The organism is Cellulomonas avistercoris (genome assembly GCF_014836445.1).
GTDB lineage: Bacteria > Actinomycetota > Actinomycetes > Actinomycetales > Cellulomonadaceae > Cellulomonas > Cellulomonas avistercoris.
In genome coordinates, this window is the sequence record NZ_JACSQV010000002.1 from 233,413 (window position 1) to 249,649 (window position 16,237).

General features: G+C 73.7%; 13 protein-coding genes. 2 read left to right on the forward strand and 11 right to left on the reverse strand.

The window, feature by feature from the left end:
* Window positions 1-39 precede the first annotated feature (39 nt).
* The 6 genes from H9657_RS03400 to H9657_RS03425 all read right to left on the reverse strand — a co-directional run bounded on the left by H9657_RS03400 (window position 40) and on the right by H9657_RS03425 (window position 6,052).
* Window positions 40-780, reverse strand: a complete 741-nt coding sequence (locus H9657_RS03400; RefSeq protein ID WP_191780349.1) for a phosphoglyceromutase — start codon at window positions 778-780, stop codon at window positions 40-42.
* A 170-nt stretch (window positions 781-950) separates the two neighbouring features.
* Window positions 951-1,487 (reverse strand): DUF1269 domain-containing protein, encoded by a 537-nt coding sequence (locus H9657_RS03405; RefSeq protein WP_191780351.1) that lies wholly within the window; start codon window positions 1,485-1,487, stop codon window positions 951-953.
* Window positions 1,488-1,606: 119 nt separating this feature from the next.
* Complete coding sequence (locus H9657_RS03410; RefSeq protein WP_191780353.1) at window positions 1,607-2,941, reverse strand: glycosyltransferase; 1,335 nt, start codon at window positions 2,939-2,941, stop codon at window positions 1,607-1,609.
* Between the two features lie 63 nt (window positions 2,942-3,004).
* Window positions 3,005-3,526, reverse strand: a complete 522-nt coding sequence (locus H9657_RS03415) for a hypothetical protein (RefSeq protein WP_191780355.1) — start codon at window positions 3,524-3,526, stop codon at window positions 3,005-3,007.
* An 81-nt stretch (window positions 3,527-3,607) separates the two neighbouring features.
* Window positions 3,608-4,690 (reverse strand): lactonase family protein, encoded by a 1,083-nt coding sequence (locus H9657_RS03420; RefSeq protein ID WP_191780357.1) that lies wholly within the window; start codon window positions 4,688-4,690, stop codon window positions 3,608-3,610.
* Between the two features lie 39 nt (window positions 4,691-4,729).
* Window positions 4,730-6,052: an ROK family protein gene (locus H9657_RS03425; RefSeq protein WP_225214532.1), complete on the reverse strand. Its 1,323-nt coding sequence runs from the start codon at window positions 6,050-6,052 to the stop codon at window positions 4,730-4,732.
* 99 nt (window positions 6,053-6,151) lie between these two features.
* Here H9657_RS03425 and xylA point away from each other — a divergent pair, with 99 nt between their 5' ends.
* Window positions 6,152-7,342 carry a xylose isomerase gene (gene xylA, locus H9657_RS03430; protein ID WP_191780359.1) on the forward strand — a complete coding sequence of 397 codons (1,191 nt, stop codon included), beginning with the start codon at window positions 6,152-6,154 and terminating at the stop codon, window positions 7,340-7,342.
* A gap of 147 nt (window positions 7,343-7,489) precedes the next feature.
* Window positions 7,490-8,929, forward strand: a complete 1,440-nt coding sequence (xylB, locus tag H9657_RS03435; RefSeq protein WP_191780361.1) for a xylulokinase — start codon at window positions 7,490-7,492, stop codon at window positions 8,927-8,929.
* A gap of 252 nt (window positions 8,930-9,181) precedes the next feature.
* Here xylB and H9657_RS03440 read toward each other — a convergent pair whose 3' ends face one another.
* The 5 genes from H9657_RS03440 to H9657_RS03460 all read right to left on the reverse strand — a co-directional run bounded on the left by H9657_RS03440 (window position 9,182) and on the right by H9657_RS03460 (window position 16,194).
* Window positions 9,182-9,526 carry a histone-like nucleoid-structuring protein Lsr2 gene (locus tag H9657_RS03440; protein WP_191780363.1) on the reverse strand — a complete coding sequence of 115 codons (345 nt, stop codon included), beginning with the start codon at window positions 9,524-9,526 and terminating at the stop codon, window positions 9,182-9,184.
* An 84-nt stretch (window positions 9,527-9,610) separates the two neighbouring features.
* Window positions 9,611-9,775, reverse strand: a complete 165-nt coding sequence (locus H9657_RS03445) for a hypothetical protein (protein ID WP_191780365.1) — start codon at window positions 9,773-9,775, stop codon at window positions 9,611-9,613.
* Window positions 9,776-9,797: 22 nt separating this feature from the next.
* A complete protein-coding gene (lysS, locus tag H9657_RS03450) occupies window positions 9,798-11,285 on the reverse strand; it encodes a lysine--tRNA ligase (protein WP_191780740.1) in 1,488 nt (495 codons plus the stop codon).
* A 69-nt stretch (window positions 11,286-11,354) separates the two neighbouring features.
* The gene (nadC, locus tag H9657_RS03455; RefSeq protein WP_318241287.1) at window positions 11,355-12,344 is read right to left on the reverse strand and encodes a carboxylating nicotinate-nucleotide diphosphorylase; all 990 of its coding nucleotides are present in this window, start codon (window positions 12,342-12,344) and stop codon (window positions 11,355-11,357) included.
* A gap of 196 nt (window positions 12,345-12,540) precedes the next feature.
* Entirely contained in the window at window positions 12,541-16,194 is a 3,654-nt protein-coding gene (locus H9657_RS03460; protein WP_191780367.1) for an endo-1,4-beta-xylanase, read from the reverse strand.
* Window positions 16,195-16,237 lie beyond the last annotated feature (43 nt).

Consider the following 16,237-nt stretch of genomic DNA (forward strand, 5'->3'; position numbering starts at 1 on the left):
GGGCGCCTCTCGTCGTCGTGCGGCGCGTGGCGCTGCGGGTCAGCGACCCTGGTTGGCGACCGCCGCGATCGCGGCCTTGGCGGCCTCGGGGTCGAGGTAGGTGCCACCGGCCTTGACCGGCTTCAGCGTCTCCTCGTCCAGCTCGTACAGCAGCGGGATGCCCGTGGGGATGTTGATGCCGGCGATGGTCTGCTCGTCGACGTCGTCGAGGTACTTGACGATCGAGCGGATCGAGTTGCCGTGCGCGGCGACCAGGACGACCTTGCGCGCCTGGAGGTCGGGCACGATCTCGGCCTCCCAGTACGGCAGCGCGCGCTCGAGGACCTGCGCGAGCGCCTCGGTGCGCGGGATCGGCTCGCCCGCGTAGCGGGGGTCGGTGTCCTGCGAGTACTCGGAGCCCAGCTCGATCTCCGGCGGCGGGACGTCGTACGAGCGGCGCCAGAGCATGAACTGCTCCTCGCCGTACTCGTCGAGCGTCTCCTTCTTGTTCTTGCCCTGCAGCGCGCCGTAGTGACGCTCGTTGAGGCGCCACGACCGCTTGACGGGGATCCAGTGGCGGTCCGCGACGTCGAGCGCGAGGTTCGCGGTCGTGATCGCGCGGCGCAGCAGCGACGTGTGCACGACGTCCGGCAGCACGCCCGCGTCGGTCAGCAGCGTGCCGCCACGCTTCGCCTCCTCGACGCCCTTCTCGGACAGGGGCACGTCCACCCAGCCGGTGAACAGGTTCTTGGCGTTCCACTCGCTCTCGCCGTGGCGGAGCAGCACGAGGGTGTAGGTCATGGGTTCATCCTGCCGCAGCACGCGGTGGGTGGCGCAGGGACGTCCGTCCCCTGGGCCCCGCGACAGGCCCGACCCCCCGGGCGGGGGCGCGGCCGTGAGCGCGCCACCGCCCGGGGCCGGACGGTCCTCGTCCACCCCTGCTCCCGCGAGGTCGGTGCGCGGGCGACGGCTCAGACGCTGGTCGAGCTCGCCTCGGCGAGAGCCGCCTCCAGCTCCTTGCGGTCCGCCTTTAGCTCCTTCTTCAGGAGCTTGCTGCCACGGCTCAGGGCCTCGTCGACCCGGGCCTCGACGTCCTCCGCCGCGACGATCAGGACGGCGCTGTGGCCCTCGTCGAGGTGCTCCCCCAGCTCCTTGAGGTCCTTGCGGCTCAGGCCGGCCACGACGTGCCCCGCGAGAGCGCCCACGACCAGTCCGCCGCCCGCGCCCCACGCCAGCCCGGCGCCGATGACGACCGCCGGGAACAGCGCGCTGAGCGCCCCGACGGCGAGGCCGATGCCGAGCCCCGCAGCACCTCCCTGGACCACCGGCTGCTCGTGTCGCTTGACGATCTTGACCTTGCCGTCCTCGCGGTGCGTCACCACGGCGGCGTCGTAGGTGTCGGCCAGGTCCCAGGTCCGGTACAGCTCCTTCGCCGCGTCGTAGTCGGCGAGCGCGTCCTCCACGTTGTCGTACGAGTTGATGATGATCGTGAAGCTGTCGAGTGCCATGACGGTGCTCCATCGCAGGTCCGTGGCGCCGTTCGGATAACGCGCCCCCCGTGGGTCCAGTGCATGCCGCGTGAGCAGGGCGCGCAACCGGTCCGGGGAGCGGGCAGGCGCCCCGGGGGTCAGCGGGTGGGTTCGGCGGCGATGTCGTAGACCTTGAGGACCTGGTCGGCGGCCGTGGGCCACGCGTAGCGCTCGGCCACCTGACGGGCGCCGACGGCCCAGCGGGCGCGGCGCTCGTCGTCCGCGAGCGCGGCCGCGATGACGTCCGCCCAGTCCTGGGGGTCGTGGCCCGGGACGAGCCGGCCCGAGACGTCGTCGTCGACCACGGTCCGCAGGCCGCCGACGTCCGCCGCGAGCACGGGCGTGCCGCTGGCCTGCGCCTCGACGGCCACGAGCCCGAACGACTCCGAGCGCGACGGCATCGCCACGAGGTCCGCGGCGCGGTACCACGAGACGAGCTCGTCGCGCGGGGCGGGCGGGCGGACGACCACGTCGTCGTCGACGCCGAGCGTGACGGCCAGCGCGCGCAGCTCGCGCACCGCGGTGAGCCGGCCGGACGGGCCGCCGAGCACCACGAGCAGCGGCACGGGCCGCCCGCTCGCGCGCAGCGCCCCGACGGCGCGCACCAGGACGTCCGGGGCCTTGAGCGGCTGGACGCGCCCCGCGAACAGCACGACGGGCCGGTCCGTCGGCAGGCCGAGGCGCCGTCGGGCCTCGTCGCGCGCACCCGGCGGGCCGGGCCGGAAGCGGTCGAGGTCCACCCCGGGCTCGACGACGTGCACGCGCGCCGGGTCGGCGCCGTAGAGGTCGACCAGCTCGCGCGCCTCGACGGACGTCGACGCGACGAGCGCGTCGGCGTCCGCGACGACCTGCTCCTCACCCACGACGCGGACGCTCGGCTCGGGGGTGTCACCGGGGCCCAGGCTCGCGTTCTTCACCTTGGCCAGCGTGTGGGCCGTGTGCACGAGCGGCACCTCCCAGCGCTGCGCCGCGATCGCCCCGACCTGCCCCGACAGCCAGTAGTGCGAGTGCACGACGTCGTACCAGCCGGGACGACGTGCCGCCTCGGACCGCAGGACGCCGGCGGCCATGCCGCACAGCACGCCCGGCAGGTCGTTCTTGTCGAGCGCCTCGAAGGGCCCGGCCGGCACGTGGTGGACGAGCACGGGCGGCGTCACGCCGGGCGGGACGTCGTCCGCGAGCAGGACGTCGCGCGCGTCGTGCGGCGACAGCGGGCGCCCCGCGGCGTCGGCGCCGTCGAGCACGACCGTCTCGGGGCTGTCGGACCGCGTCGCGCGCGTGAACACCTCGACGCGTGCACCGCGGGCCGCGAGCGCGTGCGCGAGCTCCAGGACGTACACGTTCATGCCGCCCGCATCACCCGTGCCGGGCTGGTCGAGCGGGGAGGTGTGCACCGAGAGCATGGCGACGCGCGGCGCTCGGTCGGTGGTCACCGGACCATTGTCACCCGCGGCGCAGCGGCGCGCCGCGGGGTGCCGGTGGCCGCGACGGCCCGCTCAGCCGCGCGCGACGGGGACGCGGCCGCGTGCGCGCTCGGTGTCGGCCATGACGCGCAGGGACACGCCGATGCCGTAGGTGACGAAGTCGCCGTGGGGCGTCAGGCGTACCAGGACCACACCGCCACGCTCGCCGTCCGGTTCGGTCACGCCGCGCAGCAGGCGGCGGCGCACGGCGTCGGGCGCGTCGTCGGGCGTCAGCAGCTGCGCGGTCGCCCGGAACGTGATGGTGGCCGGCGGGATGGGCGCGACGAGCGCGAGCAGTCCGCCGCGGCGGACGGGGACCGTCGCGGACACCTCCGGCTGGTGCCGCAGGTGCGCGACCTTCCAGTCCGTCGCGGCGGCGGCGAACCACAGGTCGTCGCCCTCCACGGCCGGGGAGACCCCGACGCTGCGGCCCTCGCCGCGGCGGTTGACCATCCCGACGACGACGAACGGCTGGCGCGCGACGGTCGCCCACACCTGCGCGGAGGTCAGCCGTGGGCCGGGGGCGGCCGGAGCGTCGCTCGGGGCGTGGGACATGGGACTCCTCCAGGGACGGTGGTGCGGACGACGGCACGGGGGCCGCCGCGCGCGACGCTACTCCCTGGCGCGGGGGCGACCTCAGCGGGGCGCGACGGGCACCACGCAGGCCGGCGAGCGCAGGCCGGTCCGGGACACCTCGGCGCCGTGCGGGTCGTGGACGACGAGCGCGTGCGCGTCCTGCAGCGCGACGACCGTCCAGCCGTGCACGACCTCGAGGTGACGCGGCGTCGGGCCGCCGAGCGGCTGCGTGCGCGGCTCGGCGAGGGAGCCGTCGGCGTGCACGTCGAACACGCTGACGACGTCCGGACCCTGCAGCCCCAGGGCACGCACGCCCAGGAGGAGCCGGTCGCCGTCGAGCAGGACGTGCGACGGCGAGCGGCGCACACCGTCGGCGGACTCCTCCTGCGGGACGGCCGGCACCTGCTGCACCGCGGTGCCCGTGGCGGTGGGCGCGTCCCACAGCAGCACGTGGACGCTCGCGTCGAGCTCGCCCGCGACGTAGAGCCGCGAGCCGTCGGGGGCGAAGACGACGTGCCGGGGACCGGTGCCCGGGCCGAGGGTGGCGGCGACGCCGTCCGGGGTGAGCAGACCGTCGTCGCCGCGGGCGTACCGCCGCAGCTCGTCGGTGCCGAGGTCCGCGACCAGGACGTGCCGGCGGTCCGGGGTCAGCGCGACGAAGTGCGCGTGCGGGCCCTCCTGGCGGTCCGTCTGCGGGCCCGTCCCGACGTGGTCGAACGTCTGCGCGGGACGTCCGGACGCGACGACCTCCGGGGTGAAGGCACCGTCGGGCGTCAGCGGCACGACGCCCAGGACGCCGTCGACGTAGTTGGCGACGTACAGCGTGTCGTCGACGACGAGCAGGTGGCAGGGCGCCACGCCGCCGGACGCGACGGTGGCGCGCGCGGTCAGGCCGCCGTCGTCGTCGACCGCGAACGCCGTCACCGACCCGGGGTCGCTCTCCCCCACCGCGTACAGCCACCGGCCGCCGGGGTGCGTCGCGACGAACGTCGGCGCGGGGGTCTCGACGACGAGCCGCGGCTCGCCCAGCGCACCCGTCGTCTCGTCGAGGTCGACGCGCCACACCCCCTCGCCGAGCCCGGCCGCGGTGCCGATGCCGGCGTGCGGGAAGGTGCCGATCCACAGGGGTGTCGTCGCGCTCACGTCAGGACCCTACGCAGAGCCGCCCCGGCCCGCCTCGTCTCAGGAGGTCGTCGCGAACCAGGGGGTCGGGTCGGAGACGACCGTGCGCAGGACCGCGAGCGCGCCGCCCGTCATCGCCGGGTAGTCCCCCGCGGCCGAGCGGCACACGGACGGGGCCGACCAGTCGGCGAAGATGACGCGGTCGGCCAGCGCCTCGCGGACGACGTCCTGGACGTCGTCGTAGACGAGCGCGAAGGTCCCGCCGAGCACGACCTCGCTGACGTCGACCACGTTGGCGACGGTCGCGACCGCGAGGCCCAGCCAGCGTGCGGCACCGCGGACGGCCTGCCGCGCGCGGGCGTCACCGGCGGCCAGCGCGGCGACGACGTCCGCGAACGGGGCCCCGGGTGCCAGCCCGGCGGCCCGGGCGATGGCGTCCTGGCCCGCGCGCTGCTCGAGCGACACCGGGCGCGCGCCGTCGAGGCCGCCGTCGACGACGACGTGCCCGATCTCGCCGCCCCAGCCGTGCCGGCCCAGGAAGATCTCGCCGTCGAGCACGAGCGCACCACCGACGCCGACCTCGCCCGACACGTAGAGGAACGACGGCGCGACGCGCCCTCGGCGCGCGTGGGCCTCGGCGCGTGCGGCGAGGTTCGCCTCGTTGGCGACGCGTGGCGGCAGGTCCGCGAGGACGGGGTGCGCCGCGAGGCGTCCGACCACGTCGACGTCGCGCCACCCGAGGTTCGGCGCGTAGCGCAGGGGCCCGGTGACGCGGTCGACCAGGCCGGGGAGGGCGAGCGCGGTGCCCGCGACGCGGACGCCGTCGGCCGCGAGCGACGCCAGGACCGGTGCCGCGAGCTGCGCGAGCCGGTCCAGCACGGCGTCGGGGTCGCTGCCGCGCAGGTCGGCACGCTCGACCGTCTCGACGAGCACACCCCCCGCGAGGTCCACGGCCCGCAGCCCGAGGTAGTCGACGTTGACCTCCATGCCGACGCCCGCGACGCGACCGGGCGTGGGCGCGAGCGGCACGGCGGGGCGTCCGGCACGGGCGACGACGACGGGGTCGAGCTCGCGGACGAGGCCGGCCTCGATGAGCAGGTCGACCAGGCCGGTGACCGTGCCGCGTGCCAGGCCGGTGGCCGAGGCGATCTGCGCGCGGGAGGGCGGCGACGGCGCGTCGACGACCTGCGCGAGCGTCACGGACAGGTTGTGGGTGCGCATCTGGGCCTGCCGCGCGGCCCGTCCGCGGTCCGGGACGCGCTCGGCCGCCCGGCCCTCGCGCGTGCGCGGGGCGTCGTCCGGGATGGCCGCCGCAGGCTGCTGCGGGGTTGCGGCGGCGACGTCGACGGCGCGAGCGCCGGGTTCGTCGTCCACCCTCGGCATGGCTTGACCCTATCGACTCCCGGGGATAAATTCATCCCGAGAACAAAACCCGGTCGCTCGGTGACGTGCGTCCGGTCCGCACTCGACGTGGAGGCGTCCATGGTTCGCAAGCCCACCCCTGAAGACAAGTTTTCCTTCGGTCTCTGGACCGTCGGCTGGAACGCGCAGGACCCGTTCGGCGCCGCCACCCGCCCGTGGCTCGACCCGGTCGAGTCCGTGCACAAGCTCGCCGAGCTCGGCGCCTCGCACGTGACCTTCCACGACGACGACGTCGTCCCGTTCGGCTCCTCGGACGCCGAGCGCGAGAAGATCCTCGACCGCTTCCGCGGCGCGCTGGCCGACACCGGCATCACGGTCGAGATGGTCACGACCAACACGTTCACGCACCCCGTCTTCAAGGACGGCGCGTTCACGTCGAACGACCGCCGCGTGCGCCGCTACGCGCTGCGCAAGATCCTGCGCAACGTCGACCTGGCGGCCTCGCTCGACGCCGACACGTTCGTCATGTGGGGCGGCCGCGAGGGCGCCGAGTACGACAGCGCGAAGGACCTCTACGCGGCGCACCAGGCGTACGCCGACGGCATCGACACCGTCGCGGCGTACATCAAGGAGAAGGGCTACGGCCTGCGCATCGCGATCGAGCCCAAGCCCAACGAGCCCCGCGGCGACATCCTGCTCCCGACGATCGGGCACGCGCTCGGCCTCATCGCCAAGCTCGAGCACGGCGACATCGTCGGCCTCAACCCGGAGACGGGCCACGAGCAGATGGCCGGCCTGAACTACACGACCGGCCTCGCGCAGGCGCTGTGGGCCGAGAAGCTCTTCCACATCGACCTCAACGGCCAGCGCGGCATCAAGTACGACCAGGACCTGGTCTTCGGCCACGGCGACCTGTTCTCCGCGTTCGCGACGGTCGACCTCGTCGAGAACGGCTTCCCCAGCGGCGGCCCGAAGTACGACGGCCCGGTGCACTTCGACTACAAGCCCTCGCGCACCGAGGACTTCGAGGGCGTGTGGGCCTCGGCCGCCGCCAACATGTCGACGTACATCCTGCTCAAGGAGCGGGCGCAGGCGTTCCGCGCCGACCCCGAGGTCCAGGAGGCCATGGAGGCCGCCGGCGTCTTCGAGCTCGCGAAGCCCACGCTGAACGAGGGCGAGTCGCTCGAGGACTTCCTCGCGGACCGCTCCGCGTTCGAGGACTTCGACGTCGAGGAGGTCGCCAAGCACGGCTTCGGCTTCGTCCGCCTCAACCAGCTCGCGGTCGAGCACGCCATGGGCGCGCGCGGCTGACCTGAGCACCACCTGACGCCCGGGGAGCCTCGCGCTCCCCGGGCGTCGCCCGTCCCGGCACCCGACGTCCGAGCGGGCCGGCCCGACGACCGCTCGGACACCTCACGCCCGGCAGCGCCGGGCATCTGGCGCAAGGGAGCACACGCGATGACGCTCGTGGCAGGTGTGGACTCGTCCACGCAGTCGTGCAAGGTGGTCGTGCGGGACGCACGGACCGGTGAGCTGGTGCGGCAGGGCCGCGCCCGGCACCCGGAGGGCACCGAGGTGCACCCGCACCACTGGTGGGACGCGCTGCAGACGGCCATCGCCGATGCGGGCGGTCTCGACGACGTCGAGGCGATCAGCGTCGGCGGGCAGCAGCACGGCATGGTCGTGCTCGACGCCGACGGCGAGGTGATCCGCGAGGCGCTGCTGTGGAACGACACGCGCTCGGCGCAGGCCGCGCGGGACCTCATCTCCGAGCTCGGTGACGGCGACGTCGCCGCCGGTGCCCAGGCGTGGGCCGACGCGATCGGGTCCGTCCCCGTCGCCTCGCTCACGGTGACCAAGCTGCGGTGGCTGCGCGACAACGAGCCGGAGAACGCCGCACGCGTCGCCGCGGTCGCCCTCCCCCACGACTGGCTGACGTGGAAGCTCGCGGGCGGTATGGCCGGGGTCGGGTTCGACGGGCTCATCACGGACCGGTCCGACGCGTCGGGCACGGGCTACTGGTCGCCGTTCACCGAGGACTACCGCACGGACCTGCTCGAGATGGCGCTCGGCAGCGTGCCGCGTCTGCCGCGCGTGCTCGCCGCGAACGAGGCCGGCCCGGTCGCGCCCGCGTTCGCGCTGAAGCCCGTGCTCGGCCCGGGCGCCGGCGACAACGCCGCAGCCGCCCTCGCGCTCGGTCTGCTGCCGGGCGACGTCGCGGTGTCCCTCGGGACGTCGGGCGTGGTCTCGGCCATCGCGTCCGCGCCGATCGCCGACGGCACGGGTCTGGTCACCGGGTTCGCCGACGCGACCGGCTCCTACCTGCCCCTCGCGGTCACGCTCAACGCCTCGCGCGTGCTCGACGCGGCCTGCCGGATGCTCGGCGTCGACCACCCGGGGCTCTCGGAGCTCGCGCTCGCCGCCCCGGCGGGTGCCGACGGCCTCGTGCACATCCCCTACCTCGAGGGTGAGCGCACCCCGAACAAGCCGATGTCCACCGGCGCCCTGCACGGCATGCGCCTGGCGAACACGACGCCCGCGCACGTCGCGCGCGCCGCGGTCGAGGGCATGCTCTGCTCCCTCGCCGACGGCATCGACGCCATGCGCGCCGTGGGCGTGCCGGTCGAGCGCGTGTTCCTCATCGGCGGCGGCGCACAGTCCGAGGCCGTGCGCCGCATCATCCCGTCGATCATGGGGGTCGACGTGCAGGTGCCGACGCCCGGCGAGTACGTCGCCGACGGTGCCGCGCGGCAGGCCGCGTGGGTGCTGTCCGGTCAGGACGCCCCGCCGTCGTGGTCGGCGTCGTCCGGCGCCGAGGTCATGACGGGTCAGCCGACGCCGGTCGTCCGCGAGCAGTACGCCGCGGCCCGCGACCTGACGGTCGACCGCCCGGCCTGACCCGAGCCGGATCGCTCTCTCACCACCTAGGGCTACCCCCAAGGGCGTGAGAGAGCAATCCAGCCCACCACCCCACCCCTCCCCCACCCCTCCCGGGCGTGAGAGAGCGATCGAGTCGCCCGGGCGGGTGGGCGAGGCGGCTGGATTGCTCTCTCACCATCGGGGGTGGGGGCGACGAAGGGGCCGGCACCTGTGCGGGGCCGGCCCCTTCGCGTGCGTCACGCCTCCCCGACGTGACGCGAGACGTCTCGCTCAGTGAGCGGCGTCGTAGGCCTGCTTGACCTCGGCGGAGATGCGACCCCGCTCCGAGACCTGGTGACCGTTGGCCTTGGCCCACTCGCGGATCTCCTGCGCCTCGTTCGAGCGCGCACCGCGCGACGACGAGGACGTGGAGCGACCCGCCGAGCGACCGGAGGACCGGCCGCTCACCTTGCGTGCGCTACCGACCCACTGCGCGAACGCGTCGCGCAGCTTGGCGGCGTTGTCGGACGTGAGGTCGATCTCGTACGTCACGCCGTCGAGACCGAAGGTCACGGTCTCGTCCGCCGTCCCGCCGTCGAGGTCGTCGACCAGCAGGACCTGCACCTTCTGTGCCATGAAATGCTCCCGGACATGGGGAAAATGCTGACATCCCCACTGTCGCACCCGCCGTTTGTTCGCGTCAAACGGAACGGCGAATTCTCAGGGTTCCTCGACGTCCGTCCGAACGGCGTCCGCGTCCATCCGGGCGAGCGCCTGACGTTCCGCACGGTCGGCGTTGATGATCGCGCGCATGCCGTACCAGAAGATCAGACCGACACCGACCGACGGAAGCAACGCCGCCAGAACTGCACCCCACCCGTTCACGAGACCTCCATCAATGACAACATCAGACCTGCGGCTTCACGAGCGGGAAGACAATCGTGTCACGGATGCCGTGACCGGTCATGGCGATGAGCAGGCGGTCGATTCCCATGCCCATGCCGCCCGACGGTGGCATGGCGTGCTCCATCGCCGTGAGGAAGTCCTCGTCGATCCGCATGGCCTCGTCGTCGCCCTTGGCCGCCAGCAGCGCCTGCGCCTCGAAGCGCTCGCGCTGCACGACGGGGTCGACGAGCTCGGAGTAGGCCGTGGCCAGCTCCATGCCGCGGACGTAGAGGTCCCACTTCTCCACGAGCCCACGCTCGGTGCGGTGGTCACGCGTCAGCGGCGACGTCTCGACGGGGAAGTCCCGCACGAACGTCGGCGCCCACAGCGTCGAGCCCACGTGGTGCTCCCACAGCTCCTCGACGAGCTTGCCGTGGTTGCGCTGGGAGGGCGCCAGCTCGATCTCCGCCGCGGCGAGCAGCGCCAGCAGGCGCTCGTCGGACGTGTCGTGCGTGATCTCCTCGCCGAGCGCCTCGGACAGCGACCCGTACATCGTCAGGGACGTCCACTGCCCGCCCAGGTCGTACTCGGTGCCGTCCGCGAGCGTCACGACCGTCGTGCCGAGCGCGTCCATGGCGGCGGTCTGCACGAGGTCCTGCGTGAGCGCCGCCATCGTGTCGTAGTCGCCGTAGGCCTCGTACGCCTCGAGCATCGCGAACTCCGGGGAATGCGTGGAGTCGACGCCCTCGTTGCGGAAGTTCCGGTTGATCTCGAAGACCTTCTCGACACCACCGACGGCCGCCCGCTTGAGGAACAGCTCGGGTGCGATCCGCAGGAACAGGTCGATGTCGAAGGCGTTCATGTGGGTCTCGAACTGCCGCGCCGCCGCACCCTCGGGACGCACCTGCAGCATGGGGGTCTCGAGCTCGAGGAATCCGCGCCGGTAGAAGTTCTCGCGCAGCGACCGCACGACCGCCGAACGCAGGCGCACCATCTCGCGCGCACCCGGACGCACGATCAGGTCGACATAACGCTGCCGGACGCGCGCCTCCTCGGACATCTCGGTGCCCTCGTACAGGTTCGGCAGCGGCCGGATCGCCTTGGCCGCCATGCGCCACTCGTCGGCCATGACGCTGAGCTCGCCGCGGCGCGACGCGATGACGCGGCCGTGCACGAACACGTGGTCGCCCAGGTCGACGTCGGCCTTGAACGCGGTCAGCGCGTCGGCGCCGATCTCCTTCTCGCTGAGCATCGCCTGCAGGCGGGTCCCGGCGCCGTCCTGCAGGGTGGCGAACGCCAGCTTGCCGGTGTTGCGCAGGAACACGACGCGGCCGGCGACGCCCACGACGTCGTCCGTCTCGGTGCCCGGCTCGAGGTCCGGGTACGCGGCGCGCACCTCGGCGATCGTGTGGGTGCGCGGGACCGCCACCGGGTAGGCGTCGACGCCCGCCTCCAGGAGCCGCTCGCGCTTGGCCTTGCGGACCCGGATCTGCTCGGGGACGTCGTCCACGGCGGGGTGGGCGGCGTCAGGGTCCTGCACGGTCGTGGCGGGCTCGGTGGGTGCGGTCACCCGGCGATTCTACGGGCGCGGAGCCGGCTCCCGGGCGGGTGCCGGGACGGCGGAGGCCGCGCCGGCCGGGACGTCGGCGCGGACGTCCACGGGTGCGGTCACGGATCGCGGGTCGAGGTCGAGCGCGACGTCGAGGATCGGCGACGAGTGCGTCAAGGCCCCCACGGAGAGGTAGTCGACGCCCGTCAGTGCGACCTCGCGTGCGCGGTCCAGCGTGAGGTTGCCCGTGGCCTCCAGCTCGACGTGGCCCGCGCTCCCCTCGCGGGCGCGGACGAGCGCGACGGTGGCCGCGAGCGTCGCGGTGCCCATGTTGTCGAGCAGCAGGAAGTCGGCGCCCGCGTCGAGGGCCTCGTCGGCCTGCTCGGGCCGGTCGACCTCGACCTGCACGGCGACGTCGGGGAACCGCTCGCGGACGGCCCGCACGGCCGCGGCGACCGACCCCGCGGCGACGACGTGGTTGTCCTTGACCATCGCGACGTCGAACAGGCCCATGCGCTTGTTGGTGCCGCCGCCGCACCGCACGGCGTACTTCTCGAGCGCGCGTAGCCCGGGCGTCGTCTTGCGCGTGTCGAGGACGCGCGCCCCGGTGCCGCTCAGGGCCTGCGTCCAGCGGTGCGTGTGCGTCGCGACGCCCGACGCGCGCGAGACGAGGTTGAGCAGCGTGCGCTCGGCGACGAGGAGCACCTGCGTGGGCCCCTCGAGCGTGGCCAGGACCGTGCCGGCCTCGACGACGGCACCGTCCTGGACGTGCCACGTCACCGTGGCGTGCGGCAGGTCGAGCCGGTCGGCGACCTGGTCGAGCACCTCGGGGACGACGACGAGCCCGGCGATCGCACCGGCCTCGCGGGCCACGACGTCGGCGCGGCCGCGGGCGCGGGCGTCGACCGTGGCCTGCGTCGTGACGTCGCGGCCGGGTGCGGGGCCCAGGTCCTCGTCGAGGGCGACCGCGACGAGGCGGGTGATCGCCAGCGGCTCGGGCCCGAGGTCCCCCGGGAGCACGGGGCCGTCGGCCCGTCGGTGGGTGTCGGCGTCGTCCGCGGGCAGCTGCGCATCGGTCACGGGCCACACCGTAGTGGTGCGCCGGCCGACAGGCACCGGTGGGGGCACGACGAAGCCCCGCCGGCTGTCGGGGGGGATCAGCCGGCGGGGCCCGTGTGGGCCGGGGTGACGTGTCACCCCGGCCCGCTGGTGCGGGTCAGCTCCGCAGCAGGGTCGCGCGCACCCCCTCGAGGGTCATCCCGCGGCGGCGTGCCACGACCAGCGCGACGCCGGCGAGGATGACGAGGAGCGCCAGACCGGCCAGGCCGAGGCCCGTACCGGTGACGGCGAGGTTGCCCCCGGCCGCCGTCCCCGCACCGGCGCCTGCGCCGGTGCCGGCACCCGTGCCGGACCCGGCCCCCGGTGCCGCCGCGAGGACGCTGAGCACGGCGTCCGCCAGGACGGTGCCGCCGACCGACGCGCTCACCAGGTAGGTGCCCGCCGCGGTGGACGCCGGCACGGTCACGGTGGTGACGGCCGTGCCGCCACCGCCGATCGTGACGGTGCCCAGGAGCGTCGTGCCCTCCGGGGCCACCGCGGCACCCGGACCACCGAGCGCACCGGTCGCGGTCACGCCCGCACCGAGTGCGATCGCGACCTCGGCACCGGGCTCGAAGCCCTCGAGGGTCACCTGCAGCTGCTCACCGGCACGCACCTGGCCGCTGCTGAGCGTGATGCTCGGCTCGACCGGCTCGACCGGACCGGCGACGAGCTTCGCGACGCCCCAGCGGGCCGTGGACTGGTAGCCCTGGCCCGTCGGGTCGGCCCAGTTGGTGATGCCGATGCGCCCGCCACCGGTCGCGTCGTTGACCTGGAAGTCGACGCCGTGGATGGTGTTCGCACCCCCGAGGTCCAGCAGGTCGACGGCGAGCTCGACGAGGTAGCCCTCGTCGGTGCGCGACGTCGCGGTCTGCACGCGGGCCTGCTGGGCGGCGATGTCACCCGTGCCGAACGACACGGCGTTGTCCGCCGAGATGCGGATCTGCGTGTCCTCCGGGCGGTACGCGCCGTTCTTGGCGTTCCCGGCGTCGACGTAGACCTCGACCGAGTCCTGCTCCCACGGCTGCGTGGCGCTGACGTCGACCGACGGGTCGGTGACCTCGGCGAGGACGTACAGCGTGTCCTCGTCCCACACCGTGCGGACCGAGGCCGTCGCGGTGCCCGTGCCGTTGACCTGCTTGGCCGTCACGACGGCCGGGACACCCTCCCAGGCGTCGTCGACCGTCCCGTCGACCTCGGGCACGCCCGCGGACGCGGCCGGGACCTCGAGGTACGACAGCGGCTCGACGAGCGACAGCGAGCCGGCGCCCCCGGACCAGGACGTGACGTCCTCGCCCTGGACGACGCCCAGGTTGAAGGCCAGCACGTCGCCGACCTCGGCACCCTCGAGCGGCGCCTGCAGCACGACCCGCAGGCCGTCGCCGTGCTCCGCCCAGACGCTCGGCAGGTCACCCTCGCCGCTGCGCGGGACGTCGTACGTCGCCTCGCCGATCGTGACGCGCAGGGCGTCCGTCGTCGCCGGCACCTCGGCCAGCACGGTCAGCGCGTCCGCCGTCCAGCGGGTCTGCAGACCCCCGGCGACGCCGTCCTCGCCGATCGGCTCGAGCGGCAGCTGCTCCCACTCGGGTGCGTCCACCGCTGCGTCGTCGACGGCGACCTCGCCGCCGAAGGACTCGGCGGACGCGATCCGACCCGGCAGGTCGAGCCCGGCCGCGCCGTAGTAGGCGGGCTTGGCCCGCAGGTTGTCGTCGAACAGCAGCGGGGCGCCGTTGTCCCTCACCCAGCTGCGGAAGTCGTAGAGACCCCACACCGTGACCGAGAACAGCGAGTCCGCCTTGGCGCGGAACAGGTCGAACGCGTCGCGGTAGTAGTAGCCCTGCTCGACGAGCCTGGCCTCCGTCACGGGCGTGCCCGTGGCGACGTCGAGCTCGGTGACGGCCTGCGTGACGGGCAGCGCCTCGAACCGCGTGAGCGCGGCCTCGAGCGCGGCGACCGGGGTGGTCAGGCTGACGTGGAACTGGTGGCCGACGCCGTCCAGCGGCACGCCGCGCGACAGCAGGCGCTCGACGAGCGCGAAGTAGCGGTCCTGCTTGGCGACGGCCTCGGTGCTGTAGTCGTTGATGAACAGCGTGACGGGGCGGTTGGTGCCCGGGGCAGCGAACTCCTCGTTGAAGGCCTCGTCCGCGTACCGGAACGCCAGGTCGACGAACTCCTCACCCAGCACGTTGAACCACTGCGAACGACGCATGCCGTCGGGGTTCTCGGCGCCGTCGGCGATGACCTCGTTGACGACGTCCCACGCGACCAGCGGGTTGGTGTCGGAGCCGAACAGGCCGTACTCGTCCGAGATCGCCTCGGCGACCGAGAAGATGTGCGTGCGCATGCGCGCGCTCAGGATCGCCTGGTCCTCCTCGCTCGACGTGAGCAGCTCGCCGTCCTCCCCGTAGAACATCCAGCCCGGGGTGGTCGGGATGCCGTCGTCGTTGGCGTCGACCTGGCCCGGGTTCTGGCCGTGCCAGACGAGCACGTGCCCGTAGACCCGCAGGTCCTCCTCGACGGCCGTGTCCAGGAGGGTCCGGGCGACCGGGTCCATGCGGAACGAGCGGTCAGCGGCGTACCAGGCGTACGGCTTCATGTGGTTCTCGGCCGTGATCTGGTCGAAGTGCCGCGCCGCGAGCTCGCCCGGCGAACCGACCGTCTCGCGGTCGTCGATCGCGACGCCCATCGGGAAGGGCACGGTCTCGTGCAGCGGCGTGAGGTCCTGGACCTCCAGCTCGGGGCTCGTGATCCGGATGTCGTCGAGCAGGAACGTCGACGTGTCGCCCGCAGCACCGCTCGCGTACGGCGTCTCGAAGTACACCTCGGCCGCGGTGCCGAAGCTCGGCATCGTGAAGGTGCCCGAGATCCGCGTCCAGTCGGTCGTCACGGTCGACGTGGCGATGTTGCCGTACGTGCTAGTGCCGTCGGTCTCGGTGCGCACGCTGAGCACGATGTCGCCGGGCTCGTCGTCGAACCGCACCCACGCCTCGTACTCGTACTGCTGGCCGGCCGTGAGGACGTCGGTGACGTCGTACAGGAGGCCCTGGCCCTGGCTCACGCGGTCGCTGACGCGGACCGCGTGGGTGCCGCCGTGGGCGCCGGAGTCGACGACCTCGACGGTCGCGGGAGCGTCCGTGCTCGCGCGCGGCGCCCAGCCCTGCAGGGTGCCGTCCTCGAAGTCGAACGTCTTGTCGACGGTCCCGCCCGCGGGCGGCGGCGCGTCCGGCGCGACCTTCGTGACGAGCAGGTCGTCGACGAGGTACGCGTACGCGCCGGCCGACGAGCTCAGCGCCGACGTGCCGAGGTAGATCCGGCGCGGTGCGGCGTCCGTCGGCGTGTAGGTGCCGCTGATGGTCGTCCAGCCGTCCGCGGAGATCGTCGTGTCCTTGACCCACGTGTACTCGGGGGTGACGACGAAGCGGAGGTTCGCGGTGCCCGCCGTGCCCTCGGGCAGCCGGGCGCGCAGCGAGAACGTGTAGGTGGCGCCGGCCTCGGTCGTGAACTCCGGCGACTGGATGCCCCCGAAGTCCTGGGTGCGGTCGGCCACCTCGAGCACCGTGTTCCCGTCCACGGGGACGTACCCCAGGGTGACGTCACCGCTCTGCGTCCACGGCAGCGTGGAGGAGTCGTCGAAGTCGATGTCGTAGACGACCTGGGGCTCGGCCGCGGTCGCCGTGGAGCCGACGGCCACGAGGGGCGCGGCGACGAGAGCGAGAGCCGCCACCCCGACGCCGATAGTTTCGAGCACCTTGCGGTGCCGGGTCTGACTCAATTGACGCTCCCTTGCGTGCAGTAAGTCTCATTCGCTCGGCCAC

Bases quoted from the DNA above. Each gene is read 5' to 3' on its own strand.
- xylB (WP_191780361.1), top strand. From the start codon at position 7,490: ATGACGCTCGTGGCAGGTGTGGACTCGTCCACGCAGTCGTGCAAGGTG.
- H9657_RS03440 (WP_191780363.1), bottom strand. From the start codon at position 9,526: ATGGCACAGAAGGTGCAGGTCCTGCTGGTCGACGACCTCGACGGCGGG.
- xylA (WP_191780359.1), top strand. From the start codon at position 6,152: ATGGTTCGCAAGCCCACCCCTGAAGACAAGTTTTCCTTCGGTCTCTGG.
- H9657_RS03400 (WP_191780349.1), bottom strand. From the start codon at position 780: ATGACCTACACCCTCGTGCTGCTCCGCCACGGCGAGAGCGAGTGGAAC.
- H9657_RS03425 (WP_225214532.1), bottom strand. From the start codon at position 6,052: ATGCCGAGGGTGGACGACGAACCCGGCGCTCGCGCCGTCGACGTCGCC.
- H9657_RS03415 (WP_191780355.1), bottom strand. From the start codon at position 3,526: ATGTCCCACGCCCCGAGCGACGCTCCGGCCGCCCCCGGCCCACGGCTG.
- H9657_RS03405 (WP_191780351.1), bottom strand. From the start codon at position 1,487: ATGGCACTCGACAGCTTCACGATCATCATCAACTCGTACGACAACGTG.